21 protein-coding genes are annotated in these 25,059 nt (G+C 43.3%); 11 read left to right on the top strand and 10 right to left on the bottom strand.

Features of this window, described 5'->3' with window-relative positions; all coding sequences use genetic code 11:
- Positions 1-4: 4 nt before the first annotated feature.
- The 4 genes from MSG37_RS12165 to nadK all read right to left on the bottom strand — a co-directional run bounded on the left by MSG37_RS12165 (position 5) and on the right by nadK (position 7,324).
- Positions 5-748 (bottom strand): (Fe-S)-binding protein, encoded by a 744-nt coding sequence (locus MSG37_RS12165; RefSeq protein WP_248471060.1) that lies wholly within the window; start codon positions 746-748, stop codon positions 5-7.
- A 382-nt stretch (positions 749-1,130) separates the two neighbouring features.
- On the bottom strand, positions 1,131-3,950 hold the full coding sequence (locus MSG37_RS12160) for an FAD-binding and (Fe-S)-binding domain-containing protein (RefSeq protein ID WP_248470930.1): 2,820 nt from the start codon (positions 3,948-3,950) through the stop codon (positions 1,131-1,133).
- A gap of 108 nt (positions 3,951-4,058) precedes the next feature.
- Positions 4,059-5,702 (bottom strand): L-lactate permease, encoded by a 1,644-nt coding sequence (locus MSG37_RS12155; RefSeq protein ID WP_248470929.1) that lies wholly within the window; start codon positions 5,700-5,702, stop codon positions 4,059-4,061.
- Between the two features lie 743 nt (positions 5,703-6,445).
- Positions 6,446-7,324, bottom strand: a complete 879-nt coding sequence (gene nadK / locus MSG37_RS12150; protein ID WP_248470928.1) for an NAD(+) kinase — start codon at positions 7,322-7,324, stop codon at positions 6,446-6,448.
- A 100-nt stretch (positions 7,325-7,424) separates the two neighbouring features.
- Here nadK and grpE point away from each other — a divergent pair, with 100 nt between their 5' ends.
- Positions 7,425-8,027, top strand: coding sequence for a nucleotide exchange factor GrpE (gene grpE / locus MSG37_RS12145; protein ID WP_248470927.1), 603 nt, complete (start codon positions 7,425-7,427; stop codon positions 8,025-8,027).
- Between the two features lie 94 nt (positions 8,028-8,121).
- Here grpE and dxs read toward each other — a convergent pair whose 3' ends face one another.
- From dxs to xseB, 3 genes are read right to left on the bottom strand one after another with little or no spacing between them, the layout of a single operon-like run.
- Positions 8,122-9,987, bottom strand: a complete 1,866-nt coding sequence (gene dxs / locus MSG37_RS12140; protein ID WP_248470926.1) for a 1-deoxy-D-xylulose-5-phosphate synthase — start codon at positions 9,985-9,987, stop codon at positions 8,122-8,124.
- 22 nt (positions 9,988-10,009) lie between these two features.
- Positions 10,010-10,891 carry a (2E,6E)-farnesyl diphosphate synthase gene (gene ispA, locus MSG37_RS12135; protein ID WP_248470925.1) on the bottom strand — a complete coding sequence of 294 codons (882 nt, stop codon included), beginning with the start codon at positions 10,889-10,891 and terminating at the stop codon, positions 10,010-10,012.
- Positions 10,892-11,131, bottom strand: coding sequence for an exodeoxyribonuclease VII small subunit (gene xseB, locus MSG37_RS12130; protein WP_248470924.1), 240 nt, complete (start codon positions 11,129-11,131; stop codon positions 10,892-10,894). It abuts the gene before it with no gap.
- Positions 11,132-11,575: 444 nt separating this feature from the next.
- Here xseB and pomA point away from each other — a divergent pair, with 444 nt between their 5' ends.
- From pomA to thiI, 3 genes are all read left to right on the top strand, one after another.
- Complete coding sequence (gene pomA, locus MSG37_RS12125; RefSeq protein ID WP_248470923.1) at positions 11,576-12,343, top strand: flagellar motor protein PomA; 768 nt, start codon at positions 11,576-11,578, stop codon at positions 12,341-12,343.
- 4 nt (positions 12,344-12,347) lie between these two features.
- Positions 12,348-13,316: a flagellar motor protein MotB gene (locus tag MSG37_RS12120; protein WP_248470922.1), complete on the top strand. Its 969-nt coding sequence runs from the start codon at positions 12,348-12,350 to the stop codon at positions 13,314-13,316.
- 208 nt (positions 13,317-13,524) lie between these two features.
- Positions 13,525-14,979: a tRNA uracil 4-sulfurtransferase ThiI gene (gene thiI, locus MSG37_RS12115; protein ID WP_248470921.1), complete on the top strand. Its 1,455-nt coding sequence runs from the start codon at positions 13,525-13,527 to the stop codon at positions 14,977-14,979.
- A gap of 162 nt (positions 14,980-15,141) precedes the next feature.
- On the opposite strand, the gene MSG37_RS12110 is transcribed toward thiI, so the two are convergent.
- The gene (locus tag MSG37_RS12110) at positions 15,142-15,375 is read right to left on the bottom strand and encodes a hypothetical protein (RefSeq protein ID WP_248470920.1); all 234 of its coding nucleotides are present in this window, start codon (positions 15,373-15,375) and stop codon (positions 15,142-15,144) included.
- A 181-nt stretch (positions 15,376-15,556) separates the two neighbouring features.
- On the opposite strand from MSG37_RS12110, the gene MSG37_RS12105 reads away from it, so the two are divergent.
- From MSG37_RS12105 to rlmM, 4 genes are all read left to right on the top strand, one after another.
- Positions 15,557-16,468 carry a transcriptional regulator GcvA gene (locus MSG37_RS12105; protein ID WP_028769076.1) on the top strand — a complete coding sequence of 304 codons (912 nt, stop codon included), beginning with the start codon at positions 15,557-15,559 and terminating at the stop codon, positions 16,466-16,468.
- On the top strand, positions 16,449-17,207 hold the full coding sequence (locus MSG37_RS12100; RefSeq protein WP_248470919.1) for an alpha/beta fold hydrolase: 759 nt from the start codon (positions 16,449-16,451) through the stop codon (positions 17,205-17,207). Before MSG37_RS12105 ends, MSG37_RS12100 begins: the two co-directional genes overlap by 20 nt.
- A gap of 43 nt (positions 17,208-17,250) precedes the next feature.
- Entirely contained in the window at positions 17,251-17,637 is a 387-nt protein-coding gene (locus MSG37_RS12095; protein WP_248470918.1) for a DUF423 domain-containing protein, read from the top strand.
- A gap of 220 nt (positions 17,638-17,857) precedes the next feature.
- Positions 17,858-18,940, top strand: a complete 1,083-nt coding sequence (rlmM, locus tag MSG37_RS12090) for a 23S rRNA (cytidine(2498)-2'-O)-methyltransferase RlmM (RefSeq protein ID WP_248470917.1) — start codon at positions 17,858-17,860, stop codon at positions 18,938-18,940.
- A gap of 128 nt (positions 18,941-19,068) precedes the next feature.
- Here the strand turns inward: rlmM and MSG37_RS12085 are convergent, their stop codons facing one another.
- Complete coding sequence (locus MSG37_RS12085) at positions 19,069-20,079, bottom strand: isocitrate dehydrogenase (protein WP_248470916.1); 1,011 nt, start codon at positions 20,077-20,079, stop codon at positions 19,069-19,071.
- A 252-nt stretch (positions 20,080-20,331) separates the two neighbouring features.
- Between MSG37_RS12085 and MSG37_RS12080 the strand changes: the two genes are divergently transcribed.
- The 3 genes from MSG37_RS12080 (at position 20,332) to MSG37_RS12070 (ending at position 24,497) form a co-directional block, all read left to right on the top strand.
- The gene (locus MSG37_RS12080) at positions 20,332-23,127 is read left to right on the top strand and encodes a prolyl oligopeptidase family serine peptidase (RefSeq protein ID WP_248470915.1); all 2,796 of its coding nucleotides are present in this window, start codon (positions 20,332-20,334) and stop codon (positions 23,125-23,127) included.
- A 224-nt stretch (positions 23,128-23,351) separates the two neighbouring features.
- Positions 23,352-23,990, top strand: coding sequence for a MarC family protein (locus MSG37_RS12075; RefSeq protein ID WP_248470914.1), 639 nt, complete (start codon positions 23,352-23,354; stop codon positions 23,988-23,990).
- Positions 23,991-24,272: 282 nt separating this feature from the next.
- Entirely contained in the window at positions 24,273-24,497 is a 225-nt protein-coding gene (locus MSG37_RS12070) for a hypothetical protein (RefSeq protein WP_248470913.1), read from the top strand.
- Between the two features lie 80 nt (positions 24,498-24,577).
- Here the strand turns inward: MSG37_RS12070 and MSG37_RS12065 are convergent, their stop codons facing one another.
- Positions 24,578-24,964 carry a DUF3192 domain-containing protein gene (locus MSG37_RS12065; RefSeq protein WP_248470912.1) on the bottom strand — a complete coding sequence of 129 codons (387 nt, stop codon included), beginning with the start codon at positions 24,962-24,964 and terminating at the stop codon, positions 24,578-24,580.
- Positions 24,965-25,059: the final 95 nt, after the last annotated feature.

Below are 25,059 nucleotides of genomic sequence, written 5' to 3'. Positions count from 1 at the left end.
ACTCCTAAAGCGCAGCGTTGATGATTTGAGCGATATGACGAGTTTCAATCGGCAGTTTCTGCCTTCTCACCATGCCATCAATATGCAGTAAGCAAGAAGGGTCGAATCCAACGGCATAAGCTGCTCCGGTTTCAGCATGCGCTTGAGCTTTATCTTTGCCCATTTTGGCTGATACGGCACCTTCATCTAGGGCAAAAGTTCCACCAAAACCACAGCACTCATCGCGGCGTTCAGGATAAACAATTTCGATTTCTGGTATCGCAGCAAGCACGGCCTCAAATTTATTTGTTCGTGGTCCCATCTGCTCGCTAGGGGTCGCTAAGTCAAGCATGCGAATACCATGGCAGCTCATTTGTAGACTGATTTTGTGCGGAAAAGGTTTGCTAAATGCAGGGATTGGAGACACATCATGCAGAAACTCAGTGAGTTCGTACAACTTATCAATCACAGCTTGTGCTTCTGGGCTTGAGTCAAACTCATGAAAATTCTCTTTCGCGGCAACAAGACAAGAGGCGGCAGGACAGACGATAGCGTCGCATTCGACACCTTTAAATGCATTAAGCAGCTTTAAGGTGGTTTTTTTGGCTTCGTTGTAACAGCCGGAGTTAGTCATTGGTTGGCCACAACATGTTTGCCCTTTTGGCAGTATGACTTGGTGTCCGAGTTTTTCGAGTAGCTCTAAGGTTGCGATCCCAACCTCTGGCACCATTTGATTGACTAGACATGGAATGAAAAGTGCTATCTTCATTGTGTTTTTCTCATCTATTCGGGCTGACATTATTAGCGATCTCTTACCCTAGTTGTTGAGTGTAAAAAGTAACCACAAAAAGTCCGGCTCGATGAGCAGACACTGGTTATTCGCTTTTATTTATTGTTCAAATATAGGCCGATAACCTTGTAAAAAGTAGTGCTAATTTAGTAAATAAGATCTATGATTTTTGCAAAAATGAAAATAACATATCTATTTGTATTAAATGGCTAATTTAATTAGTTTGAGGGTTTTATTACAAATAGATATCTAAAAGTGGGTAGTAAAATAAGGTGTGAGCTGAAGGCTTATACCAGCGAAGAAGATTAGGGGCAAGATTTGCCCCTAATAGGAGGTTGATACGCTTATTTTACGTTGGTTATCAACGAGTACACTCTTCTAACAGATACGCAAGGTGACGATAAGAAATGCCACTGTGCTGAGTTAAGCCCACTTCACACATGCGGTTAGCGTAGTAGCCTTCACTAACATCCACGGGAATGAGTTTTTTAATGTTACGCAGGGCACTGGCATTGATCTCTGGTTTATAAAGACCTTTTTCACCGGCGTAACCACAGCAATCAATACCTGCAGGGCGAACTGTTTGCTCGCTACAAGCCGCAATAATTGCTTCCATTTTCGGTTCAAGCTGCATCTTGCGAGCGCTGCAACCTAAGTGCAGCGCAACGGCTGGCTTTTTACGATTGATGGTGAGCTTATCAAGTAGCTTGTCGTGGATGAAATCAACCATATCGACAATCTCTACTTTTTCTGTCAGCGATTTGTCACCCGCTAGCGTACGGTAGGTACATGATAGAGCGTCAATAATTACCGGCAGTTTGCCGCCCTGAGTCATGGCGGCTACCGCTTCAATTAGCTCTATGCGTTTAGCGTCCGCATTTTTGAAGTCACCTTTTGATTCCCACATTTGACCACAACATAAGTCGCGAGTTTTCTCTGGGGTGATCACGTTATAACCAGAGCGCTCAAGTAAAGTTACCACCACTTCAGGCAAGCTGCGATTATCTGGATCTTTTGGCGTAGGGCCAAAAGTACGGCCACCACAGGCCGGGAAGTAAACCACGGTTTCTTGGCCGGGAATTGGCGCTCTAAGTGTCGGCAGTTTGCCGCCTTTTGGAAAATCTGGGTTCCAGTACGGGACTTCTTTACTGACTACCCGGCCTGCTTTCATTATTGCGCCAGTAATAGCGCTGCCAGTAATTTTATGGACTGTGCCAAGGGCATTGAATCCTGTGCTAATGACTTGGTTTACAGCGCCAAAATGTTTGGCTTGAAAATCCAACACCTTTTGTTCAGTGGTGCTGATGTAAGGCGTTCTGAGTTTGCGCACCAGGTTGCCCATGCTGTTATCAACCGGGCAGGCGATAGTACAAAGCTGACAGGCGGCGCAGGTATCAACCACATCATATTTGGCTGCAGCGCGCATTTCACTTGCAGCTTGTTTATCGCCCGATTGCTCTAAACGTTCAATCTCACGCAAGGTTGCAATACGCTGACGCGGCGACATATTAAGTGCCGATGTAGGGCAACTTTTTTCGCAGAAACCGCATTCAATACACTTATCGATTAAGTCATCGACGACAGGGCAAGGCTTGATATTCTTAACGTGAATTTGGCTATCATCATTAAGAATAACCCCTGGGTTTAGTAATCCTTCAGGGTCAAAGAGCTGCTTAATACGCTTCATTAAGGTATAAGCATCGCTACCCCATTCCATTTCAACAAAAGGCGCGACAGCGCGGCCTGTGCCATGCTCGGCTTTCATTGAGCCGTCATACTTATTAATCACCATTTCGGCAACGTCTTGCATAAAGGCGTGGAAGCGCTCAATGTCAGTCTGCGAGTTAAACGTTGGGGTGATAATAAAGTGGAAGTTCCCCGCAAGCGCGTGACCGTAAATAACCCCTTCAGGATAATTATGCTTATGGAATAACTCGGTCAAATCATTAGCTGCTGCGGCTAAGTGTTCCAGTTCAAAAGCCACATCTTCAATAATCACCGAGGTGCCTTTAGGGCGCTCACCGCCAATAATTGGGAACAAACCTGAGCGCATTGCCCAGTATTGACCAAATACAGCAGGGTCATCACTGAAGGTTATAGGGCGCTCAGTTTCAATATGCGCAAGCTTGGCGATAACGTCTTGGGTGTAGCGGTCTAACGTGGCTTTATCATTTGCGCGAGATTCAATTAATAAAATAGATGCGCCTTCAGGTAACTGGGTTAACCATTCAGGCATGCCCGCTTTACCGGTTACCGCTTTAATAGATGCCCAGTCCAGCAACTCTGCCGCGGCCACGCTATCGCCAACGAGAGGTGGAATAGCACGCGCGGCATCTTCCATATTGAAAAATACCGCCATGGCAGATGCTTTGAAACGCGCTTCATCAACGGTGTTGTAAGTCACTTCTTCAACAAATGCTAGCGTACCTTCTGCGCCCACAATTAAATGATTGATGAGCTCAAAAGGGTCGCTAAAATCCACTAAGGCATTAAGGCTATAGCCTGTGGTGTTTTTAATGGAGAATTTTTTGCGAATTCGTGCAGCAAGCGTGGTGTTATTAACCGTTAACTGCGCCAGTTCAATTAGCTCTTGTATAAGCTGTGGGTGCGACTGGCTAAACGCCGCTTTTGATGTTTCACAGCCAGTATCAAGTTCTGTGCCGTCGGCAAACAGCAATTTGGCTGAAGCGATAGTTTGGTAACTGTTTTGCGCGGTACCACAGCACATGCCCGAGGCATTGTTCGAGACGATACCGCCAATTTTTGCAGAGGCAAGGGTGGCAGGGTCGGGGCCAATCTTCTTATTTAATGGCTTTAAAACCGCGTTGGCATCGGCGCCAATAACGGCAGTACCTAAGGTGATTTGTGACGCATCTTCGCTAACGGTTAATGTTCTAAAACCATCGTGGCCAAGAATGAGCAAAATACCTTCACCAATTGCTTGGCCTGAAAGGCTGGTACCCGCAGCGCGAAACGTCACCGGTGCGCCATAAGTACGGGCGATGGCTAAGGTACGTTTAGCTTGCTCTAAGGTATCGGCGTGCACCACGATTTCAGGCACGATTCGAAAGTAACTGGCATCGGTTGACCAAGCAAAACGGCGCACAGGATCATTGGTTGCTGCGTTTTCACCGACTTGCTTACGTAAATCTCTTAATACTGCTTCATAATTAATCGACATTAACTTTTCTCACACACTTAATTTGGGTGAACAAAGCCGCTGCTTATGCGGCTTTTCGATATTATTATTTTGTTTTTAATTTAAATTGCTTGGTATAGGGGAGGAGAGCTAAAAGCCTCCCCAAAGCGCCGCAATCGTACCCGCGACTAAAGCATAGCCTAAGGCGACTGGCATGGTTTTACGGATAATCTCTGATTCACGTCCAGCCATTCCCACAACCGTTGCCGCTGCCACAACATTCATTACGCACATCATGTTACCTGCGTTAGCGCCAATGCCTTGCATAGCCAGAATAAGTGCATGGTTAGCACCAATATTGTCAGCAACGCTATATTGCAGCCCTGAGAACATCATGTTTGAGAAGGTGGCGGAACCAGACAGAAAGGCGCCAAATATGCCAACAATCGGTGAAACCCAAGCCCACACCGCCCCCATGCTGTTTGCCAAGGTATCAGCAAGTGCCACAGGCATAGAGGCTAATCCAGAGGTGTTTTCACCTGAATTTAGGAAGATTTTGACCATAGGCACAGATGCGCCAAGGGAGATAATTGTTGGCACCATAGACTTACATGATACCGAGATAGACTCTTTTATCGCAGGTGACTTCATTCTAAATAGGAAGAAACCTAAAAAGCACACCAGTACGAAGAACGCACCAGGAGCATACAAGGTAGCAAAGCCAGCTTTTAGCTCAGTGCCCAATAATCCTGTCCAGCTGATATTAAAGCTAGATAACCAAGCTTTCAGTGGTGCAACGGTGCGAGACAGTACTAATAGCGCCGCCATAATCAAGTAAGGTGACCACGCAGCAAGCTGCGAGAATTTTACTTCAGTGTCGAGCTCTTCACGTTTCTGGCCATCATTTTCAGCAAAATCGTTCCATTGCTGTTTTGGTAATAAGTAACCTTTCTTAGCGACTGGAATAACTAGCGCCATACCCACAAGCGCGCCAATCACTGACGGGAACTCTGGGCCAGCAAAGTAGTTAATCAACCAAGCTGGAACGGTAAAGGCAAGGCCTGCAAATAGGGCAAACTTCCAAATAGCTAAACCTTCTTTAAACGATTTGTTACGGCCAAAGAAACCAGTTAGTATTGCCACCATCACCAGCGGAATAAGTGTTCCTGTAAATAAATCAATGGTGATCATGTGCATGGCAATAAACTGCGCGAAATCAGCAAAACTGCCGCCATGTTGCGCTATTTGTTCGGCGGCCATATTACTACCGCCTTGGGTTAACCCTTGCTCAATACCAAATAATACCGGTAGACCAATTGCACCAAATGATACTGCGGTAGAGTCGGCAATAAGCGCTACAACCGCTGCGGCAATCGGTGGTACGCCGAGCAGTACTAGTAGTGGAGCACCAATTGCGGCTGGGGTACCAAAGCCTGCCGAGCCTTCAATAAATGAGCCGAATAGCCAACAGATAATAATCACCTGCACGCGAGCGTCTCCGCTAATGTTGGTAAAGCCTGCGCGAATGGTGTCCATTGCTCCTGAGTATTTAAGGGTATTAAGTAAGAACACTGCACCGAAAATAATCGTCAGTGGAGTTATCGCTGACAATAAGCCCTCAACAACTGAGGCGGCTAAAAAGGTGGTGTCCATTTGCCAGATAAATACCGCTGCAAGGCCGGTAAATACCATAGATATTGGCATCGCCCTCGATGCTGGCATTCGCAGGAGGACGAGAAACAGCATTACACTGATGATTGGCGTTAAGCTGGCGAGTAGTTGAATAAAGGTCATGCTTGCCTCGTTTGTTTTGAGTGGCGTACTTTTTAGGTAGCTACCTAAACCGCTTTGAAGTTCTAGTTATGATCGGCAGCGTGTGTACTAAACGGCATATGGGATTTAACAAAGATGATCTGGATCATATTGATACCCGATTGACATAGATAATGCCATTTGTGAGATCCATCACAATTACCCGTATGATGCTTATGTGATCTTGATCGCTATTTATTAAGTGCTAAATGTTGCTTGGGTGGTGGTTTTGCTTAGGTAGGCTAGAAATTGGGTGAAAAGCTAATAATTTGTAGCGGTTTTGGCGCTAAATCGTGTTGGTTTGATCTAAATGTTTCATTAACGACAGAAAGTAAATACGCATGCGGCTAATCTTGCTGTGACCTGTGTCACACTGCTGTTTGGCGTAAATATATCAAATTTTGCATATTGTTTTTAAGTCACTGTTTTATATTAGTTGTTTCTTTATATTTGTAAGCTAAGTTAGATTGGACTGTAATGGCTTTATATTTTGCTTTTAAGGCGGTTGGTTTATTGATAACAGCCTGTGGCTGAAATTTACAGAATAAAAGCAGGAGAGGGGAATAAACCGACAATAAATGGTCATTGTCGGTTTGTTTTGCTTGAGGCTAATGCCTTAATGCAAATATTAGTGCTGATCACCGTTTGTGTTGAGTGCTTTGGCAATATTTAGATATCGCAAATGCTTTAGGTCGCTTTTTTATCTTTTCCCTAAGTAAGCAACACTAAAATAATTTACTACCCCAGCCAAGTTTAGTACGCAATACGTGGAAGTAGTTATGGCCTTTAGGGTGCACTAATCTTAAGGTTTCTTCACTGCGCTTAATGATGATCTCATCGCCAGGCAATACAGACAGATGCACGTGACCATCACAGCTTACCTCAAGGTTATCACCGTTATGAGGCGACACCTTAAGTTTAATAATACTGGCTGCATCAACAACTATCGGTCTGCATGAAAGCGTATGCGGGAACATGGGTACTAAAATCATCGCGGCTAGGTTTGGTGTTAAGATCGCGCCGCCAGCAGATAAAGAATACGCTGTTGAACCGGTTGGCGTTGAAATAATCATACCGTCGGCACGTTGGCTGTACATGAATTTGTCATCGATATAGACTTCAAACTCAATCATATGAGCGATTTTACCCGGGTGAAGCACAGCTTCGTTTACTGCTGTATTGCTAGATTTTAGTTCGCCGTGGCGATGCACTTCTGCTTCAAGCAAAAAACGCTGTTCGATTTCAAATTCACCCTCGAGTACTTTTGATAGCGCTTCTTCAAATGAGTCTGGTGGTAAGTCTGTTAAAAAGCCTAAGTTGCCACGGTTAACACCAATAACGCCGATATTAAACCTAGCGAGTACACGAGCAGCGCCAAGCATATTACCGTCACCACCTACCACAATGGCTAAATCGCATTGTTTGCCGATCTCTAATAAGTCGACTGACTGTGCGAGTGGGCCTAGCTCTCCGGCGACCCTTTCTTCAACGAGTATTTTGTAACCTTGCATGCTCAGCCAATGGTGTAACCTTTTCAGGGTCTGAGTCGTCCCTTTGTGGTTAGGTTTACCGATTAGACCAATTGTGTGAAACGTATTGCTCATAATTTATGTTAGATCCAGCTTTAGGCCTTGAAACCTTAAATTTGATCCCCATAATATGCCCAGAGCATGCAGAAACAAAGCATTTTTAGCTGGAGCAAAAATGAGCAACGAAACAAACAAAGCACAAGATAACCAAGTTGAAGAGATCGTCGAAGGCGAATTGCTTAACGAAAATGGCGCAGAAGCGACTGATGAAGCCTCTTTGATGGATGAGCTTACCCAAGCTAATTTCCGTGTTGAAGAGCTAGAAAAGGCTTTGCAAGAAGCTGAAGCTAAAGTTGATGCGCAAAAAGATTCAGTGATCCGCGCAGCGGCTGAAGTAGACAACATTCGTCGTCGTTCAGCAATGGATGTAGAAAAAGCGCACAAGTTTGCTTTAGAAAAGTTCATCAACGAATTACTACCTGTATTAGATAACATGGAGCGTGCTCTGCAAGGTACAGACGCAGAAGCTGAAGCGACTAAAGCTATCTATGAAGGTGTTGAATTAACGGCTAAGAGTTTTGTTAGCACTGTAGAGAAGTTTGGTTTAGTTCAAGTTGATCCACAAGGTGATGCATTTAACCCAGAACTTCACCAAGCTATTGGCATGCAGCCAAGCGCTGACTTCCCTGCAAACACAGTAATGATGGTTATGCAGAAAGGTTACACATTGAATGAGCGTCTACTGCGCCCTGCAATGGTAATGGTTTCACAAGGCTAATCTTAGCGATTAAATATGTTGATGCTTTTGATTTAAATGAAAGCATCAAACATAAAAAAGGACTGCCTAGGCAGTCCTTTTTTTAGCTCTCGTATTAAGCGAGATAATCTTCAATCTGTTTTTGAATGCCCGCAGCATCTAAACCTAGCTCGCTAATGATTTCATCTGGCGCGCCGTGTTTAATAAACTCATCAGGTAAACCAATTAGCAGAACTGGCTTTGGCATCTTAAGTGTTTGCAGTAACTCAAGCACACCAGAACCTGCACCACCCATAATGGCGTTTTCTTCAACAGTAACTAGCACATCGTGCTCGCTTGCTAGCTGCTTAATTAATTCAACATCAAGTGGTTTGACAAAGCGCATATCGGCAACAGTTGCATCAAGTGCTTCAGCTGCAACTAAACTGCTGGCTAAGGTTGTACCGAAGTTCAGAATGGCAACTTTCTTGCCTTGACGTTTAATTAAGCCTTTACCGATTGGTATTGCAGTCATGGTTTCGACTTGCTCTGCACCGGTTGCACTGCCACGAGGGTAACGTACAGCGGTTGGGCCGTCGTTATAGCAATAGCCGGTGTACAACATTTGGCGACATTCATTTTCATCAGATGGCGCCATGATCACCATGTTAGGCACGGTGCGCATAAAGCTTAAGTCGAAAGCGCCTTGGTGAGTTGGGCCGTCAGCGCCAACAATACCGCCGCGATCAATGGCAAATAGTACAGGAAGTTTTTGCAGTGCTACGTCGTGGATCAATTGATCATAGCCGCGCTGCAAGAACGTTGAGTAAATCGCTACCACTGGCTTGTAACCTTCACAGGCGAAACCCGCACCTAAGGTGACAGCATGTTGCTCTGCAATTGCTGCATCAAAGTATTGCTTAGGGAAGCGCTGAGAAAACTCAACCATACCTGAGCCTTCGCGCATTGCCGGAGTGATACCTAATACTTTTTCATCTTTTTCTGAGATGTCACATAGCCATTTACCAAACACTTCTGAGAAGGTTGGATCAGCAGGTTTGGCTGCAGGTTTTTCAAAGGTTGATGGGTCAAACTTTGGCACTGCATGCCAGCCGATAGGATCTTTCTCAGCAGGCTCATATCCACGACCTTTTTTAGTCATGATATGTAAAATTTGTGGGCCACTTAAATTGCGCATATTACGCATAGTTTCAACGAGTGCATCCACATCGTGGCCATCAATAGGGCCTATGTAGTTAAAGCCTAGCTCTTCAAATAAGGTGCCAGGTACAACCATGCCTTTGAGGTGCTCTTCAGTGCGCTTAGCCATCTCTTTGATAACCGGCATTCCTTTAAGCACTTTCTTGCTGCTTTCACGAATAGTGGTATAGAAGCGACCAGACATTAGCTGAGCTAAATGGTTGTTAAGTGCGCCAACGTTTTCAGAGATAGACATCTCGTTATCGTTTAGCACCACTAACATATCATTGTGTAAGTCACCAGCGTGGTTCATGGCTTCAAATACCATACCGCCAGTCATGGCGCCATCGCCAATAACCGCCACCACTTTACGACCAGCTTGTTCTTTTTCAGCTGCAACTGCCATAGCAAGTGCAGCACTGATAGAAGTACCTGAGTGACCCACACTAAACGTGTCGTATTCACTTTCTTCACGCCATGGGAATGGGTGCACGCCGCCTTTTTGGCGAATGGTGTGCATCTTTTCACGGCGACCAGTTAAGATTTTGTGAGGGTAAGCTTGATGGCCTACGTCCCAAACAAGTCGGTCAAATGGCGTGTTGTAAACATAATGAAGTGCCACGGTTAGTTCCACCGTGCCTAAACCCGATGCAAAGTGACCGCTTGATTTACCCACAGACTTCAGTAAGAAACCTCTAAGTTCGTCCGCCAGTTGTGGCAAAACGGCTTGAGGGAGCTGTCGTAGCTCATCTGGAGTATTAGCCTGTGCTAGCACAGGAAACTGAGAAATATCAAAACTCATATTGAGATTCTTTGTCTCTTTATTAAACTCTTCGCTCAATGATGTAACGGGCGAATTCTGCAATTAACTGGCTATTGTATGGTAATTTAGCCAGCGCTGATAGTGCGTCCTCAATCAAACTTGCCGCAGTTTTTTGGGCGCCCTCTAATCCAAGCAACTTTGGATAGGTGCTTTTGTTTGAATCTGTATCTGAGCCTTGCGGCTTTCCTAGCTCTTCTGTGCTGGCAATAATATCGAGCACATCGTCTTGCACCTGAAAAGCAAGACCAATTGCGTCAGCAAAATCTAGCAAGGCTTGACGCTCTTGTTGGTCGACTTTAGCTGCGATGATGGCAAATTCCACCGCACATCTAATTAGCGCACCGGTTTTTAGTTTGTGGAGCTGTATTAAGGTCGCTAATTCAATTTGCTTGTCGGTAGCATTGAGATCCATCGCCTGTCCACCACACATGCCACTATACCCAGAGGCGTTGGCTAAGGCTTTAACTAAGCTTAAGTTTTGTGACGGAGTAATATCTTCAATTGGATCGCTGATAATTTCGAACGCTAGTGCTTGTAAAGCATCACCAGCCAAAATGGCGGTTGCTTCATTAAAGGCAATGTGCACAGTCGGTTGCCCACGACGCAGTGCGTCATCATCCATTGCTGGCAGATCGTCATGAATTAATGAGTAGGCGTGAATACATTCAATTGCGGCTGCACATGAGTCAAGAGTTGCTAGTTTTACGCCGAGCATGTCGCCAATGGCATAAACTAAAAATGGTCTAATTCGCTTGCCACCAATCAGCGCACCGTGTTTCATGGCTGCTTTTAGGTTAGGCTCGATATCTGCAAGCGCGTCAATACGTGAAGCAAGTTGGAGATTAATTCGCTGCTGGTATCGCTTAAGTGACTCTTCTAACAATTACTCACCCTCAACATCATAAGGTTTGAGAGTGTCGACACCCTCTTCTTGCATTAGCACTGCGACTTTTTGCTGTGCGTTTTCTAATTTACTTTGGCTATTACGTACAAGCTTAATGCCACGCTCAAATTGCTTCAGTGCATCATCGAGGGAAACATCGCCATGCTCTAAGTCAGTTACGATTTTTTCTAGCTCGGAAAGTGAATCTTCAAATGAGAGATTTTCAGGTTTTTTTGCCACGATATTCATTCCTAGAAATAAGCGGTACACAAAGTATATCAGCAGGGCACATGGGTCAAATTAAGCCGTTGACTATTTGCGCAAAAGCACGCTTTCAATATCAAATAGATCAAATGTGTAAATAAAGCATACGTCATAAAACGGCTAATCGATCAGCTAAGTGTCACAGCCCCGTCGACATTCGCGGGTTAGAGATAGGCTATTTTAGCCGAAAGTAGATGTAATTTGCGGGAAATATCACTCAAGAGATCTTTTATTTGGTCGTTATATAAGTTGAAATACTAAAAATATGGCCTCTATAGAGGGGTTTGGTGACATGTTACTTGCCGTAGCACTAAAGGCGTAATATTGTCGCTACTAAAATTTATTCCATGCAAATTGTCAGGCATTTGGAATTCGAGACTATCGATAAACAGTGTATTGGTAGCTATTTGAGGAGCAGTTTTGGATTTAGCAACCCTAATCGGACTTATTGGCGCATTTGTCTTCATTATTATGGCGATGGTCAGTAGTGGTGGCATTGCCATTTTTATTAACGTTCCGTCGATTCTAATTGTACTCATCGGCTCAATGTTTGTGGTTATGATGAAATATAACCTGAAACAGTTTTTAGGCTCTGCCAAGATCGCTGCCAAAGCCTTTATGTTTAAAATCGATAAGCCAGAAGATCTTATTGAGCAATCTATCTCTATGGCTGATGCCGCTCGTAAAGGTGGTTTTTTAGCATTAGAGGAAGCAGAGATCAGTAACAGCTTCATGCAAAAAGCAGTCGATATGTTAGTTGATGGCCATGATGGCGATGTGGTGCGTGATGCACTAGAAAAAGATATTGCGCTTACAGAAGAGCGTCATAAAACAGGCATTGGCATTTTTAAAGCGATTGGCGATGTAGCTCCAGCTATGGGCATGATTGGTACGCTGATTGGTCTAGTTGGTATGTTATCTAATATGGATGACCCTAAATCAATTGGCCCAGCAATGGCTGTAGCACTACTTACCACTCTTTATGGCGCCGTGGTTGCGAACATGGTTGCATTGCCTATTGCTGATAAATTAACGCTGCGCATGGGCGAAGAGATGCTCAACCGTAACCTTATTATGGACGCTGTGTTGGCTATTCAAGATGGCCAAAATCCGCGCGTGATTGAAGGTTTCCTTAAAAATTACCTCAGTGAAAAATCCCGCAAAATAGATACCCTGGACGGGGCGTAAGCGGATGGCAAAGAAGGTCAAATGCGATTGTCCACCACCTGGGGCACCTATGTGGTTGGCAACCTTTGCCGACTTAATGTCGCTATTGATGTGCTTTTTCGTGCTACTTTTGGCGTTCTCTGAAATGGACGTTATGAAGTTCAAGCAGATCGCTGGTTCGATGAAATACGCCTTTGGTGTGCAAAATAAGGTGGAAGTAAAAGACATTCCTAAAGGGACATCTGTTATTGCGCTTGAGTTTAGACCGGGGCGACCAGAGCCTACGCCAATTGAGATCATTAATCAGCAAACCAATGAAATGACTGAGCCGATGCTGGAGTTTCAAGAGGGTGATGATTCAAGTGCTGGCGGTATTCAGCAGCAAAGAGGTGAGCAAAGAGGCGGCCAAGCCACGGCAACGGCTGTTGAACCTAAAGAGGCTGAAGTAAAAGCTGAATCAGCAGCTAAAGCTGAGACGGAGTCAACTAAGACTCAGGCATCGGCTCAAGATGAGATCAACGAGCAAGTTAAAAAAATGGCTCAAGAGCTCAATAAAGAGATTGTTGATGGTGCAATTGAAGTTGAATCTTTAGGTCAGCAGATCATTATTCGGATCCGTGAAAAGGGTGCATTTGCGTCAGGATCGGGTTTTTTACAACCAAGGTTTAAGCCGGTTGTGCGCCGCGTGGCTGAGTTACTAAAAGATGTGCCTGGCATTATTACTGTTTCGGGCCACACAGATGATTGGAATATTTCTAACGAGCTATACAGTTCAAACTGGGATTTGTCGAGTAAACGTGCGGTTGCCGTTGCTCATGAGCTGATTAAAGTGAAAGGCTTTAATCAACAGCGAATGAAAGTGGTTGGTATGGCATCGTCAGATCCCTTAGTAAAAAACAACTCTGCTGCTAATCGTGCCAGAAACCGTCGAGTTGAGATTGCCATTGAACAGGGAAAAGCCAAAGAATCAGATGAGATCCAAGTGAGTCAGTAATCACTAAGTAAAATGATTAAAACGCGCTATTAAGTTTACTTAATGGCGTGTTTTTATTTTTGAGGTCGAAAATTTACCCGATAAGTCGATTTTTAAGCAGAATATTTGCGCTTTTGTCGAGACAAACAGAGATTGCTTATACGCAATTGCGGCTCGATCTTGTTATAATCGGAGAATTGCTGTTTAAACTACTCCTCGCGGAAGACCAATGAAATTTATCGTAAAACTGTTTCCTGAAATCATGATGAAAAGCAAGCCGGTAAGAATGCGCTTTACCAAAATGCTTGAAACTAACATTCGTAACGTACTTAAGAAAGTTGATGAGACTGCCAAAGTACAGCGCCAGTGGGACAAAATCATGGTTATGGTGCCAGATGATAGACCCGATCTGGTTGAAGCGTTTGGTGAGCGTTTAGCGTGTATCCCGGGTATTGCCCATGTATTACAAGTTAACGTAAGTACCTTTACCTCTGTTGATGATATCTATAAGCAAACTTTAGCGGTATACAAAGACCAGCTAGCGGGTAAAACTTTTTGTGTACGAGTAAAACGTGCTGGTAAGCATGACTTTAACTCAATTGAAGTTGAGCGCTATGTAGGTGGTGGTTTAAACCAGTTTACCGACGCTGCGGGAGTTCGCTTAAAAGATCCAGACATGACTGTTCATTTAGAAATCGATAATGAGCAGTTGTACTTAATCGATAAGCGTATCGAAGGTTTAGGTGGTTTCCCTATGGCGACCCAAGAAGACGTATTGTCTCTGATCTCAGGCGGTTTCGACTCTGGCGTATCTAGTTACCAATTCATTAAGCGTGGCTCGCGTACCCATTACTGTTTCTTTAACTTAGGTGGCGATCAACACGAAATCGGTGTTAAGCAGGTTGCTTACCATTTATGGCAAAAGTACAGTGAGTCGCACAAGGTTAAGTTTATATCTGTACCGTTTGATCCTGTAGTGCAAGAAATTCTAGAGCGCGTAGATAACGGCCAAATGGGCGTAGTATTAAAGCGTATGATGATGCGTGCTGCTGCACGTGTAGCGCAAAAAATGGGTATTCAAGCACTCGTCACGGGTGAAGCTATGGGTCAGGTATCTAGCCAGACACTAACTAACCTAAACGTGATTGACCGCTGCACTGAGCAACTTATCTTACGTCCGTTAATCGCCATGGATAAGCAAGACATTATTAACTTGAGCCGCCAAATTGGTACTGAAGATTTTGCCAAATCGATTCCTGAATACTGCGGCGTGATCTCACAAAAACCAACTGTGAAAGCGGTATTATCTAAAGTTGAAGCCGAAGAAGCCAAGTTTTCTGAAGATCTGCTAGATCGCGTGATTGCAGATGCTGAAATTATCGATATTAGGGAGATTGCTGCGCAGATGGATACAAAGATCACTGAAACTGAAACTGTAGATGCAATTAACGCTGGCGAGATCATTATTGATGTTCGCGCACCAGAAGAGGAAGAGAAGTCTCCGCTTGAAGTTGATGGCGTGGAAGTTAAGGCAATTCCGTTCTACAAGTTAGCGACTCAGTTTGCCGATTTAGATAAAGAGAAGAGCTATTTATTATATTGCGACCGCGGTGTGATGAGTAAGCTACAAGCACTTTACCTACAAGAGCAAGGTTACACTAATGTTAAGGTTTACCGTCCTTAATTTGAGCCAATAAAGGCTTATTAGTTTAAGTATGACAAAGGCGGCTTAGTTTAAGTCGCCTTTTTTGTACTTCAGCGGGCAACTTGATAGTGAAGCCTGTGAGTATTAGATACAAAAAAGCCACCTTGCAGGTGGCTTTAAAGCGAAGTGTTAAGAGCGAGTTTAGTCAGCAAGTAATACTTTTGCTGTCGCTTCTTCATTCTTCTTTTGTTCGTCAATAATCAGCATTGTGTCTAATTCAGCAGTAAGTTGGTCCTGCATTAATTCCATGCTTTCTGCTAAGTTAGCTGTTAGTGTTGCTTCAATGTCTTTGGTATTAATGCTGGTATCGTCAGCCATAGCTGATGCAGAAACGCCAAGGATAGCAATAACAAATACTGATTTAAGGTTTAACATACGCGGTAGCCTCCAGGCTGATATTCGGGTTGTTAGACATTCCCCATTTACGTCGTAGAGGCTGTCCAACTAGTGTCTTTTCGTTGGCGCAAATTTTGACCAAAAGGGCTGGCCTTTACAAACGATAAAATGTAACAATACCCATTAGAAAAACTAATTAAAAATCGGGATCTGTATCACTATGGCAAGACGATTACCTCCGCTAAATGCGGTTAAGGCATTTGAAGCGGCAGCGAGGCATTTAAGCTTTACTCGAGCAGCCGAAGAACTGTTTGTTACCCAAGCTGCAGTGAGTCACCAAATTAAGGCATTAGAAGAGTATCTCGGATTAAAATTATTCCGCCGAAAGAATCGCTCATTACTGCTAACAGAAGAAGGCCAAAGCTACTTTCTCGATATCAAAGATATTTTTACCCAGCTAGCTGATGCGACAGATAGATTGCTTGCTCGCAGTGCGATAGGTTCGCTTACAGTGGCCACCTCGCCTAGCTTTGCGATTCAATGGTTAGTGCCCAGACTTGCCAAGTTTAGCGAAAAAAATCCTGAAATTGACGTGCGTATTAAAGCGGTTGATGACGAAGATGGTTCATTAACTGATGACGTTGATGTTGCGATTTATTATGGCATGGGTAACTGGCAAGGAATGCGCGCAGATAAGCTCAGAAATGAAGTGTTGATCCCTGTTTGTTCGCCTCTTTTACTCAATGGGCCTAAGCCATTAGAAAAGCCAAGTGATTTAAGAAATCACACCCTATTACATGACTCAAGTCGCCAAGATTGGCAAGCTTGGTTTAGGCAATGTGGAATTACTGATATTAATGTGAACCAAGGTCCAATATTTAGTCATTCCTCACTTGTGTTACAAGCGGCTGCTCACGGTCAAGGTGTGGCGCTAGGCTACAGTGTACTTGCAAGACCTGATATTAAAGCGGGCCGACTGGTTTGCCCATTCCCTGAAGTTTTAGTCAGTAAAAATGCATATTACCTAGTGTGCCAACAAAACCATGCTGAAATCGGTAAGGTGGCGGCCTTTAGAGAATGGATGCTAGATATGTTCGAAGAGGAGACGCGCAGTGAGCTGCTTACTGGATAACTTAAAGCAAGCTTATTTAGACGGCGAGCTGACGGCTGCTATTGCGGCATTGTCCTTTGAGGATCTGACCTTTGATGCAGAGCAGTTTGTTATCACTAATGATAAAGCTAGCAATAAAGACGATGATAACAATGCCAGAGCAAGCGACTGTGACACTTTAATCGTGTTAACCCATGGCGCAGGCGCAAACATGCACCATGAGTTTATGACTGCGATGGCGAATGGTTTGGCAAGTGGCAATACTGTTGTTGCGCGGTTTAATTTTCCTTATATGCGCGCGAACGCCATTGACGGTAAACGACGTCCGCCAGATAGAGCACCTAAGTTAATCGCGGATTATGCTTTGCAACTGACTATTTTAAAGCAGCAGTTTCAGCCAAAGCGTGTGTTTCTAGTGGGTAAGTCTATGGGCGGGCGCATGTCAGCCATTTTAGCTGAAACAGTGCTAGTTGATGGGGTTGTCTGTTTAGGTTATCCATTTATTCCATTAAATGGTGGTGAGCCGCGGTTAGAGCCTATAGAACGCTGTTTAGCGCCGATAATGGTGATCCAAGGTGAGCGCGATAAGTTTGGTCATAAAGGATTAGTTGAGACTTGGCCGATAATGGATAAAGTACAACTTCAATGGTTAACCGATGGCGATCATAGTTTTAAGCCGAGGAAGTCGTCAGGGACTACGTTAGAAGCTAACCTAGAGCAAGCTATTGCCAGTGCTCGTCAGTTTATCGGCATCAGCTAGCTGACTATTAAGCTGATTTTTAATTGTTAAGGGGAGAGGGTCAATGCGTAATGGATTTTTGCTGCTTGCAGCGTTAAGTGGTTTCATTGCCGTAGCATTAGGTGCATTTGGTGCCCACGGGCTTAAAAATGTTGCTCCACCTGAGCTTATCGCTATTTTTAATTTGGGCGTTGAGTATCAGTTTTATCATACCTTTGCGTTAATTGCGGTCGCTTTTTCTGGTCATTGGATCAAGTCGCGATTACTTGATTGGGCGGGTTACTTATTTATGGCCGGTATGGTGCTGTTTTCTGGCTCACTTTATATGTACGCGCTGATTGGCGCTAAGTGGACTGGACCGGTTACCCCAATGGGCGGCGTGTGTTTTCTATTAGGCTGGCTATTAATTGCGGTTGCTGTGTGGCGCAACCGAGTCAAAGAACTCGATTAAGTGCTAACTGGGTTTATGCTCGAGCGCTGATAATTAAATATTAGACAGTACACAGCAAAGCTTGAACAGTGTAAAATAGCGGGCAACAACTTTGTTGGCCGCTTTTTTATATCAATTATTCAATTACGCTGGTTGTTTAAACGCTATGCTTTTGAAAGCTTGTGTCAGAGATTTTGTCGCGACACTTTGATTGATACTATTTTTATCTTCAGGAAATTCAATGATAAACCTATTTTTATTTTGCCGTGCTGGTTATGAGAAAGATTGCGCTGCAGAGATCCAAGTGCGTGCGGCTGAGCTCGATATTGGTGGTTTTGTAAAAACTAACAACAACGATGCTTATGTGATTTTTCAATGCTTTCAAGCTGGCGATGCAGAAGTTTTGGCGAAAAATATCAGCCTAGACTCACTTATTTTTGCCAGACAGATGTTTGCGGCAAAAGAACTGCTAAAAGGTTTACCTGAGCAAGATAGAATTAGCCCAATTGTTGAAGCACTAGCGCAAGTAAACAAAGCCGGTGAACTGCGTGTTGAAACGCCAGATACAAACGAAGCAAAAGAGCTGTCTAATTTCTGCCGCAAGTTTACAGTACCGCTGCGTCAAGCTTTGAAAAAATCAGGCACTTTGCTTGAAAAAGAAAACACTAAGCGTCCAATTATTCATGTATGTTTTGTGGCGTCAGGCCAAGCGTATGTGGGTTACTCATTGAGTAACAATAGCTCGCCATACTTTATGGGGATCCCACGACTTAAGATTGCTGCTGATGCGCCAAGTCGCTCAACGCTAAAGCTTGATGAAGCCTTCATTCACTTTATTCCAAAAGATGAGCAAGAGACGCGTTTAAGTAGTGGTATGAAAGCGGTAGATCTTGGTGCTTGCCCAGGTGGTTGGACATACCAGCTAGTTCGCCGTGGTATGTTTGTCGCTGCTGTTGATAACGGTCCGATGGATCAAGGCTTAATGGACACCGGCCAGGTAAAACACTATCAAGCAGACGGCTTTAGATTTGAACCACCAAGAAAGAATATTACTTGGCTTGTTTGTGACATGATTGAAAAGCCATCTCGCGTAGCTGAGCTTATCGAAGCTTGGGCAATCAATGGTTGGTTTAAAGAGTCTATCTTCAACCTTAAGCTGCCAATGAAAGCGCGTTATAAAGAAGTTTCAACCATTCTTGAGACTATGGCTGAGATTTTAAAAGAAAATGGCGTAGATGATTTTTCTATCGCGGCTAAGCATCTTTACCATGACCGAGACGAAGTGACTGTTCACCTTTGCCTACGTCCAACTCAGCCTTGGTAAAAATAAGCTAGAAAGTTAGTCGGTTAGATTGTATTAATTCTATCCGAACACAGATAAAAAAAGACCCCATGTGAAAACATAGGGTCTTTTTATTTAAATGGCAGAATTAATTCTGCTATTTAAGCAGGTTAAGATAAACGCTCAATCACAGCTTGAGTGAAATCAGTCGTACCGTGAGTACCACCAAGATCGCGCGTGGTGCGGTCGCCTTCTTCAATTACAGCAGTAATCGCATTGCGGATAAGCTCTGCTTTATCACCCATGCCTAAGTATTCAAGCATTTGAATAGATGCTAGAACAACTGAAGTTGGGTTGGCTAAGTTTTTACCTGCAATATCAGGTGCGCTACCGTGTACCGCTTCAAAGATAGCTGCATCGCTACCAATGTTGGCACCTGGCGCCATACCTAGACCACCAACAAGGCCCGCACAAAGATCAGATAGAATGTCACCAAATAGGTTAGTCGTAACAATCACATCGAAGTTTTCTGGGTTCATCACTAGCTTCATGCAAGTCGCATCAACAATCATTTCTTCAGTCGTGATGTCTGGGTAACGTTGACTCACTTCGCGAGCAACTTTTAGGAATAAACCAGAAGTCGACTTCATAATGTTAGCTTTGTGAACGATAGTGACCTTTTTGCGACCTTCCTTACGAGCAAGTTCATAAGCAAAAGTGGTGATTTGCTCTGCGCCTTGACGAGTAATAATACTTGTCGCTTCAGCGGTTGCACCGTCATCAGATACTGTTTGGCCTAGGCCTGAATACATACCTTCAGTGTTTTCACGTACTGTGATGATATCGATATTATCGTAACGAGCCTGGGTGCCTTTGAAAGATAAAACAGGACGCACGTTAGCGTATAGGCTGAATTGCTTACGTAGGCTTACGTTAATAGAAGTGAAGCCTTCGCCAACAGGAGTTGTTAGTGGGCCTTTAAGAGTAATGCGGTTTTTCTCGATAAGCTCTAGCGTACGCTGAGGCAGTAATTCGCCGTGTTTTTCTAAAGCAACTAAGCCAGCATCAGCAAATTCATATTCAAAATCACAACCAGCTTTATCAAGGATTTTTAGTGCTGAGTCGATAATGCTTGGGCCAATCCCATCACCAGGGATAACGGTTATAGTTCTTTTTGTCATGGATAGTCCTACCAGGGTTAGGCGTTACTGCAATTGTCTAACCATGCCACACGGCATGATAAGTAACTTGATATATTTTCTTTTTATGCGAGGTATTTTAAACACTTTTAAACAACTTTCACAGTAAATAGTGAGCAATCTCACGTTTTTTTCTGTAGGCTAACTTGCATAAATAACTGCTTATGACGATGATTGTTCGCCAGAAGCCTAAAAAGTCTACTTTAGTCTAATAAAATAATAATGAGGAAGACCTTGAAGTCACTACCAATAAAGTCATTATTGCTATTCTCGACAAGTTTGTTATCTGCAAACTTAATTGCTGCGACAAATAGCATCACCCCCGATGATATTATGCGATTTGAATCGCTTAATAAGCCTGTTTTGTCTGACAACGGTAACATGCTAGCGGTTGAAGTTGAGCCAGACCGCGGCGATAGCCATGGATTTGTGAAAAGTTTAATCGCTAATAAACAGTTTAATGTTGCTGGTGGTAGCAAGCCAAAAATAAGCCATGATGGTCGCTTTGTGGCTTTTGTGGATGCTGTACCTTTACTTGATTCTGAAAAGGCGAGTAAGAAAGCAAAGAAAAAGTTGAAAGCTGGCTTAATACTACTCGATACTAGTACTGGTGAAGAAGTACGTTACGAGCGTGTTAAATCTTTTGAATTCAATGACACAGGCAGCCATTTGGCCATTTGGTTTGAAGCTGACGAAAAGAAAAAAGATGAAAAATCAGCCGCTAAAGCAAAAAATGCTGAAAGTGAAACAAAAGTAGATGATTTTGATAAAGGCTCATTGGTTGAACTAGTTGACCTTAATAACCTTAAATCAATTAAGTTTAATGATGTTACAGCGTTTAATTTCGATAAGTCAGGACTTAATTTCGCTTTAGCAATAAATAATATTGAAACCAATAAACACGAGCTAAGATTGGTTAAACTTGCCAACAATAGTGCCTCGATAGTAAAGAGTTTTAAACAACAGCAAGTTGGCTCAATAGCCTTAAGTCATGATGGTAAATATTTAGGTTTTACTTTTGGTAATGCAGAGGCTTTACCCTATGGTCGTGAGTATCAATTATCTTTGTTGAATCTTGAAACCAACAAATTGATTGCAGCACCTAAGGCTGATGACTGGACCTTAAATAGATACGCAGAACTGCGCTTTTCTGATGATAGCCAGCGTTTATTCTTTGGCCGGGTTCCACAGGTCAGTCAACAAATTGAGCTTGCTAAAGTGGAGTCAGAGGCTGACTTATATGATCAAAGCGTTATCACCTCTGCACGTGAGTTAAGAGTGTGGCATGGCGATGACCCGCGCATCAAACCACATGAAGTAAAGCAATATAAGAAAGAGCAGAAGCGTACCTACTTGGCTGTACTGCATGTAAATGCTAATAACCTGGTGCAATTGGCTGACTTACAAGTGCCTGATATCGAGGTGCAGCAACAAAAGCGTTATGTATTGGCTAGCTCAGACTTACCTTATCGCAAGATGATCACTTGGGCGGGTTTTTATCGTGATTATTATCTTGTTGATTTAAATACTGGCCGCAAAATTCCATTGCTAACTCAGCAAAGTAGCTCGGACGATCCTGTATTATCCCCGGGTGAAAAGTTTGTTGCTTATTACTTACACGGCAATGTTTTCCTCTATGAAATAGCGCAAGATCGCCGCACGAATATCACTAAAAACTTAGGTGTATCGTTTGCGAATGAAGATCACGACTACCCATCAAATGCACCAGGCTATGGTTTTGGCCCTTGGGTTGCCGATGATGCAGGTTTATTGCTGTACGATAAATTCGATATTTGGCAAACAGATACCACTTCGCACGATACTTTTATGCTAACAGCAGGCGAGGGGCGTAAGCAGCAAATTCAATACCGGGTTACCGGGTTAGTTGAAGATGAAGATACGCCAAATGTGCTTGCCACTGATGAAAAAATATTGGTTCAGGGCTATCACGATAAAACTAAAGGTGATGGCTTTTATCAAGTACAACTGGGAGTTGCAGGTGTAACATCATTTATGGATGGTGATTACAAGCTTAAAATGTTGGCGCGTAGTAAAGATGCTAGCACAATTATTTACTCGAAAGAGCGTTATGACCAGTTCCCAGATCTTTACAGTGCTGATTATAACAGTCCGCAAAATGCGACGCGTCAAACTGACTTAGATAAGCAGCGTGATAACTTTAATTGGGCGCAATCTGAATTAGTGCATTGGACAAACGGTGATGGTAAACCTTTAGATGGCGTATTAATTAAACCAACTAATTATGTTGAAGGTCAGCGTTATCCGGTATTAGTTTATTTTTATCGCTTTATGAGTGATAGATTGCACGCTTTCCCACAGATGAAGATTAACCATAGACCTAACTTTGCTTGGTTTGCAGATAATGGTTACGCCATCTTCTTGCCGGATATTCGTTTTGAAGTGGGTTACCCTGGTGACTCATCTGTGCAGGCATTAACCTCTGGCGTGCAGCATTTAATCGATATTGGCGTTGCTGATCCAAATGCTGTGGGTATTCAAGGTCACTCTTGGGGCGGTTATCAAACAGCATTTGCGGTAACAAAGACCAATATTTTTAAAGCTGCGGTAACAGGTGCGCCAGTATCTAACATGACCAGTGCTTACAGCGGTATTCGTCATGGTAGTGGTTTAGCGCGTCAGTTCCAGTATGAAACTGGTCAAAGCCGTATTGGTGAGAGCTTATTTAGTTCGCCACAAAAGTATATTGAAAACTCGCCAGTGTTTTATGTTGAGCGCATTAAAACGCCAATGATGATTATGTTTGGCGATAAAGACGATGCGGTGCCTTGGGAGCAAGGTGTTGAGCTGTATTTGGCTATGCGCCGTGCAGGTAAAGATGTAGTGTTCTTACAGTATCAAGATGAACCACATCATTTGAAAAAATACCCAAATAAGCTCGACTATAGTCTTCGTATGATGGAGTACTTTGACCATTACCTCAAAGGGGCACCTGCGCCAAAGTGGTTGAGTCAAGGTGAAGCCTATACTGAGTATAAGAAAGCTAACTAGCCTTTAGCTTAGTGGTCTAATTATCTACAAATGCCGAGTTAACAACTCGGCATTTTTGTTTTTAGACATATTCCAACCGCTAAACTCTCTAAGAGCGAACAAATGCTTATATTGATTGGTATAAGTTGACTTTATTAGCTTAAGCAAATACTCGTATTAAACTCAGAACTCTGCATAATGCTATTTAACAAGCAGTCGTAAGAGTTAATATAAGGAAGTGATTTATGGATGGAATTTGGATGCATGTTGGTGCGGTATTTATGGGCTTTTTTGCCATTATGAATCCAATTGCCAATGTGCCGATTTTTTTGGGGTTAACCTCTGACTACGATGAGAAGACAACCCGCTTAATCGCATTTAGAGCACTTATTATTGCGTTTGTGATTGTTAGTTTATTTGCGGTATCGGGGCAGTTTATATTCAACCTGTTTGGGATCTCTTTGCCAGCTTTTAGAATTACCGGTGGCCTATTGGTGTTTTTAATTGGATTTCATATGCTGCAAGGCAATCAGTCAACGGTGCACCATGACAAAGATAAGCCTGAGGATGAGAGCTTAGAGGCTAAACTCAGTGTGGCAGTATCGCCGCTCGCATTGCCTATTCTAGCTGGCCCTGGGACTATTGCAACGGCAATGAATTATACCGCAGCTGGTGGCGTACCTGAGTTGATTAGTACCATTGGTTCATTTGCCGCATTATGCGTCATCACTTATGTGTTCTTTATTTTTGGTGGCCGTTTAGTCAGTTACTTAGGCACTGCTGCATTAGGCGCTATAACTCGAATGATGGGGCTTATTTTGGCGGTTATTGGTACGCAGATGGCGGTAGAAGGCTTACAAGGTGCGTTTAAGGTTTTAAGCTAAATTAATTACAGCGACTTATTCAAAGTGACTTATTCAAAGCGACTTATTCAAAGTGAGCAATTTAGCGCCATATTTTGTCGTGGTCAATTATCAATAAAAAATAGCCTGCTAAGTCTGGATCCTTGGTCTAGGATTAACGAGTGTCAAATTGTAGTGGATTGAATTTTGGCGCAGCGTTTAACAAGGATGGTTTTACTTCTTGATTAAGCGTCTAATTATTTACAACCATAATAGTTTTATAAATCACAAATCGTAGCACTAATTCATAAACAGGGAGTGTAGATGAATAACGTTCAAAACCTTAAATGGATGGTATTAGTCGGTCTAGCCTTATCGTTCTCGAGCATAACATTCGCAGCTATTGAAGGTGAACCAGAATGGGAGGCCAATAAAATACCGCATGATAAACTAGAGCAAGCTGCAAAGCAGCAGAGATTACTTGAGCTCAAGCGTTTAGAAGAAGCTCAACAGCGGCAGAAAGAGCAAAAAGAAGCTAAACCCGTATGACCGTAATCAGTATATGACTAAAATAGCAGCGAACATTGACGCTGCTATTTGTTTTCTAGAGCAACTTTCTAAGTTTAAAACTAACCATCAATATGGCTTGCTAAATACTGCTGGTAGCTAGCTTCCCCCCAAGCGATAAGTTTGCCTTGTTTAAATAATAGAGGTGTACACTCTTCTTTTGAGGTTTGTCCGTCTGATGTTTTATGGTGTGTGCGATAAAACAAGATCTGCAAAGTATCGTCGTTGGAGATCTTGGCTTCGCTAAAATCAGCTTTGCCAAAGATGGTTTTTATATCAGCAATAGGTTGACCAAGCGTTAGATCGGTTAGCATTGCTTGATTATAGGCTTGCCTATCTTCCCAGCTCATTTCGTCCGGAGTAGGTTTATAAAACACCATAATAACTGCAACAAAGGCAACGTAGGTGACAAAAAGGCTAATAATAACCACGGGGAGTCTAGATTTCATGCTAACAGTGCATCCTTCACGCATTCCTAATTGAGTCAAGATACTACTAGAATGCGCAAGGGTAAATGTTATAAATGCAACTTTATGTTAACAGT

The organism is Shewanella sp. 1CM18E, from assembly GCF_023161665.1.
GTDB lineage: Bacteria > Pseudomonadota > Gammaproteobacteria > Enterobacterales > Shewanellaceae > Shewanella.
Note: the sequence above shows the minus strand (reverse complement) of the source record. Positions and strands in the feature narration are given on the sequence as shown.

Excerpts from the sequence above, each read along its gene's own strand:
- MSG37_RS12065 (WP_248470912.1), bottom strand. The coding sequence starts at position 24,964 with ATGAAATCTAGACTCCCCGTGGTTATTATTAGCCTTTTTGTCACCTAC.
- dxs (WP_248470926.1), bottom strand. The coding sequence starts at position 9,987 with ATGAGTTTTGATATTTCTCAGTTTCCTGTGCTAGCACAGGCTAATACT.
- MSG37_RS12110 (WP_248470920.1), bottom strand. The coding sequence starts at position 15,375 with ATGTTAAACCTTAAATCAGTATTTGTTATTGCTATCCTTGGCGTTTCT.
- rlmM (WP_248470917.1), top strand. The coding sequence starts at position 17,858 with ATGATAAACCTATTTTTATTTTGCCGTGCTGGTTATGAGAAAGATTGC.
- thiI (WP_248470921.1), top strand. The coding sequence starts at position 13,525 with ATGAAATTTATCGTAAAACTGTTTCCTGAAATCATGATGAAAAGCAAG.
- MSG37_RS12155 (WP_248470929.1), bottom strand. The coding sequence starts at position 5,702 with ATGACCTTTATTCAACTACTCGCCAGCTTAACGCCAATCATCAGTGTA.
- MSG37_RS12105 (WP_028769076.1), top strand. The coding sequence starts at position 15,557 with ATGGCAAGACGATTACCTCCGCTAAATGCGGTTAAGGCATTTGAAGCG.
- MSG37_RS12075 (WP_248470914.1), top strand. The coding sequence starts at position 23,352 with ATGGATGGAATTTGGATGCATGTTGGTGCGGTATTTATGGGCTTTTTT.
- MSG37_RS12165 (WP_248471060.1), bottom strand. The coding sequence starts at position 748 with ATGAAGATAGCACTTTTCATTCCATGTCTAGTCAATCAAATGGTGCCA.
- MSG37_RS12085 (WP_248470916.1), bottom strand. The coding sequence starts at position 20,079 with ATGACAAAAAGAACTATAACCGTTATCCCTGGTGATGGGATTGGCCCA.
- grpE (WP_248470927.1), top strand. The coding sequence starts at position 7,425 with ATGAGCAACGAAACAAACAAAGCACAAGATAACCAAGTTGAAGAGATC.
- MSG37_RS12160 (WP_248470930.1), bottom strand. The coding sequence starts at position 3,950 with ATGTCGATTAATTATGAAGCAGTATTAAGAGATTTACGTAAGCAAGTC.
- MSG37_RS12095 (WP_248470918.1), top strand. The coding sequence starts at position 17,251 with ATGCGTAATGGATTTTTGCTGCTTGCAGCGTTAAGTGGTTTCATTGCC.
- MSG37_RS12120 (WP_248470922.1), top strand. The coding sequence starts at position 12,348 with ATGGCAAAGAAGGTCAAATGCGATTGTCCACCACCTGGGGCACCTATG.
- nadK (WP_248470928.1), bottom strand. The coding sequence starts at position 7,324 with ATGAGCAATACGTTTCACACAATTGGTCTAATCGGTAAACCTAACCAC.
- MSG37_RS12070 (WP_248470913.1), top strand. The coding sequence starts at position 24,273 with ATGAATAACGTTCAAAACCTTAAATGGATGGTATTAGTCGGTCTAGCC.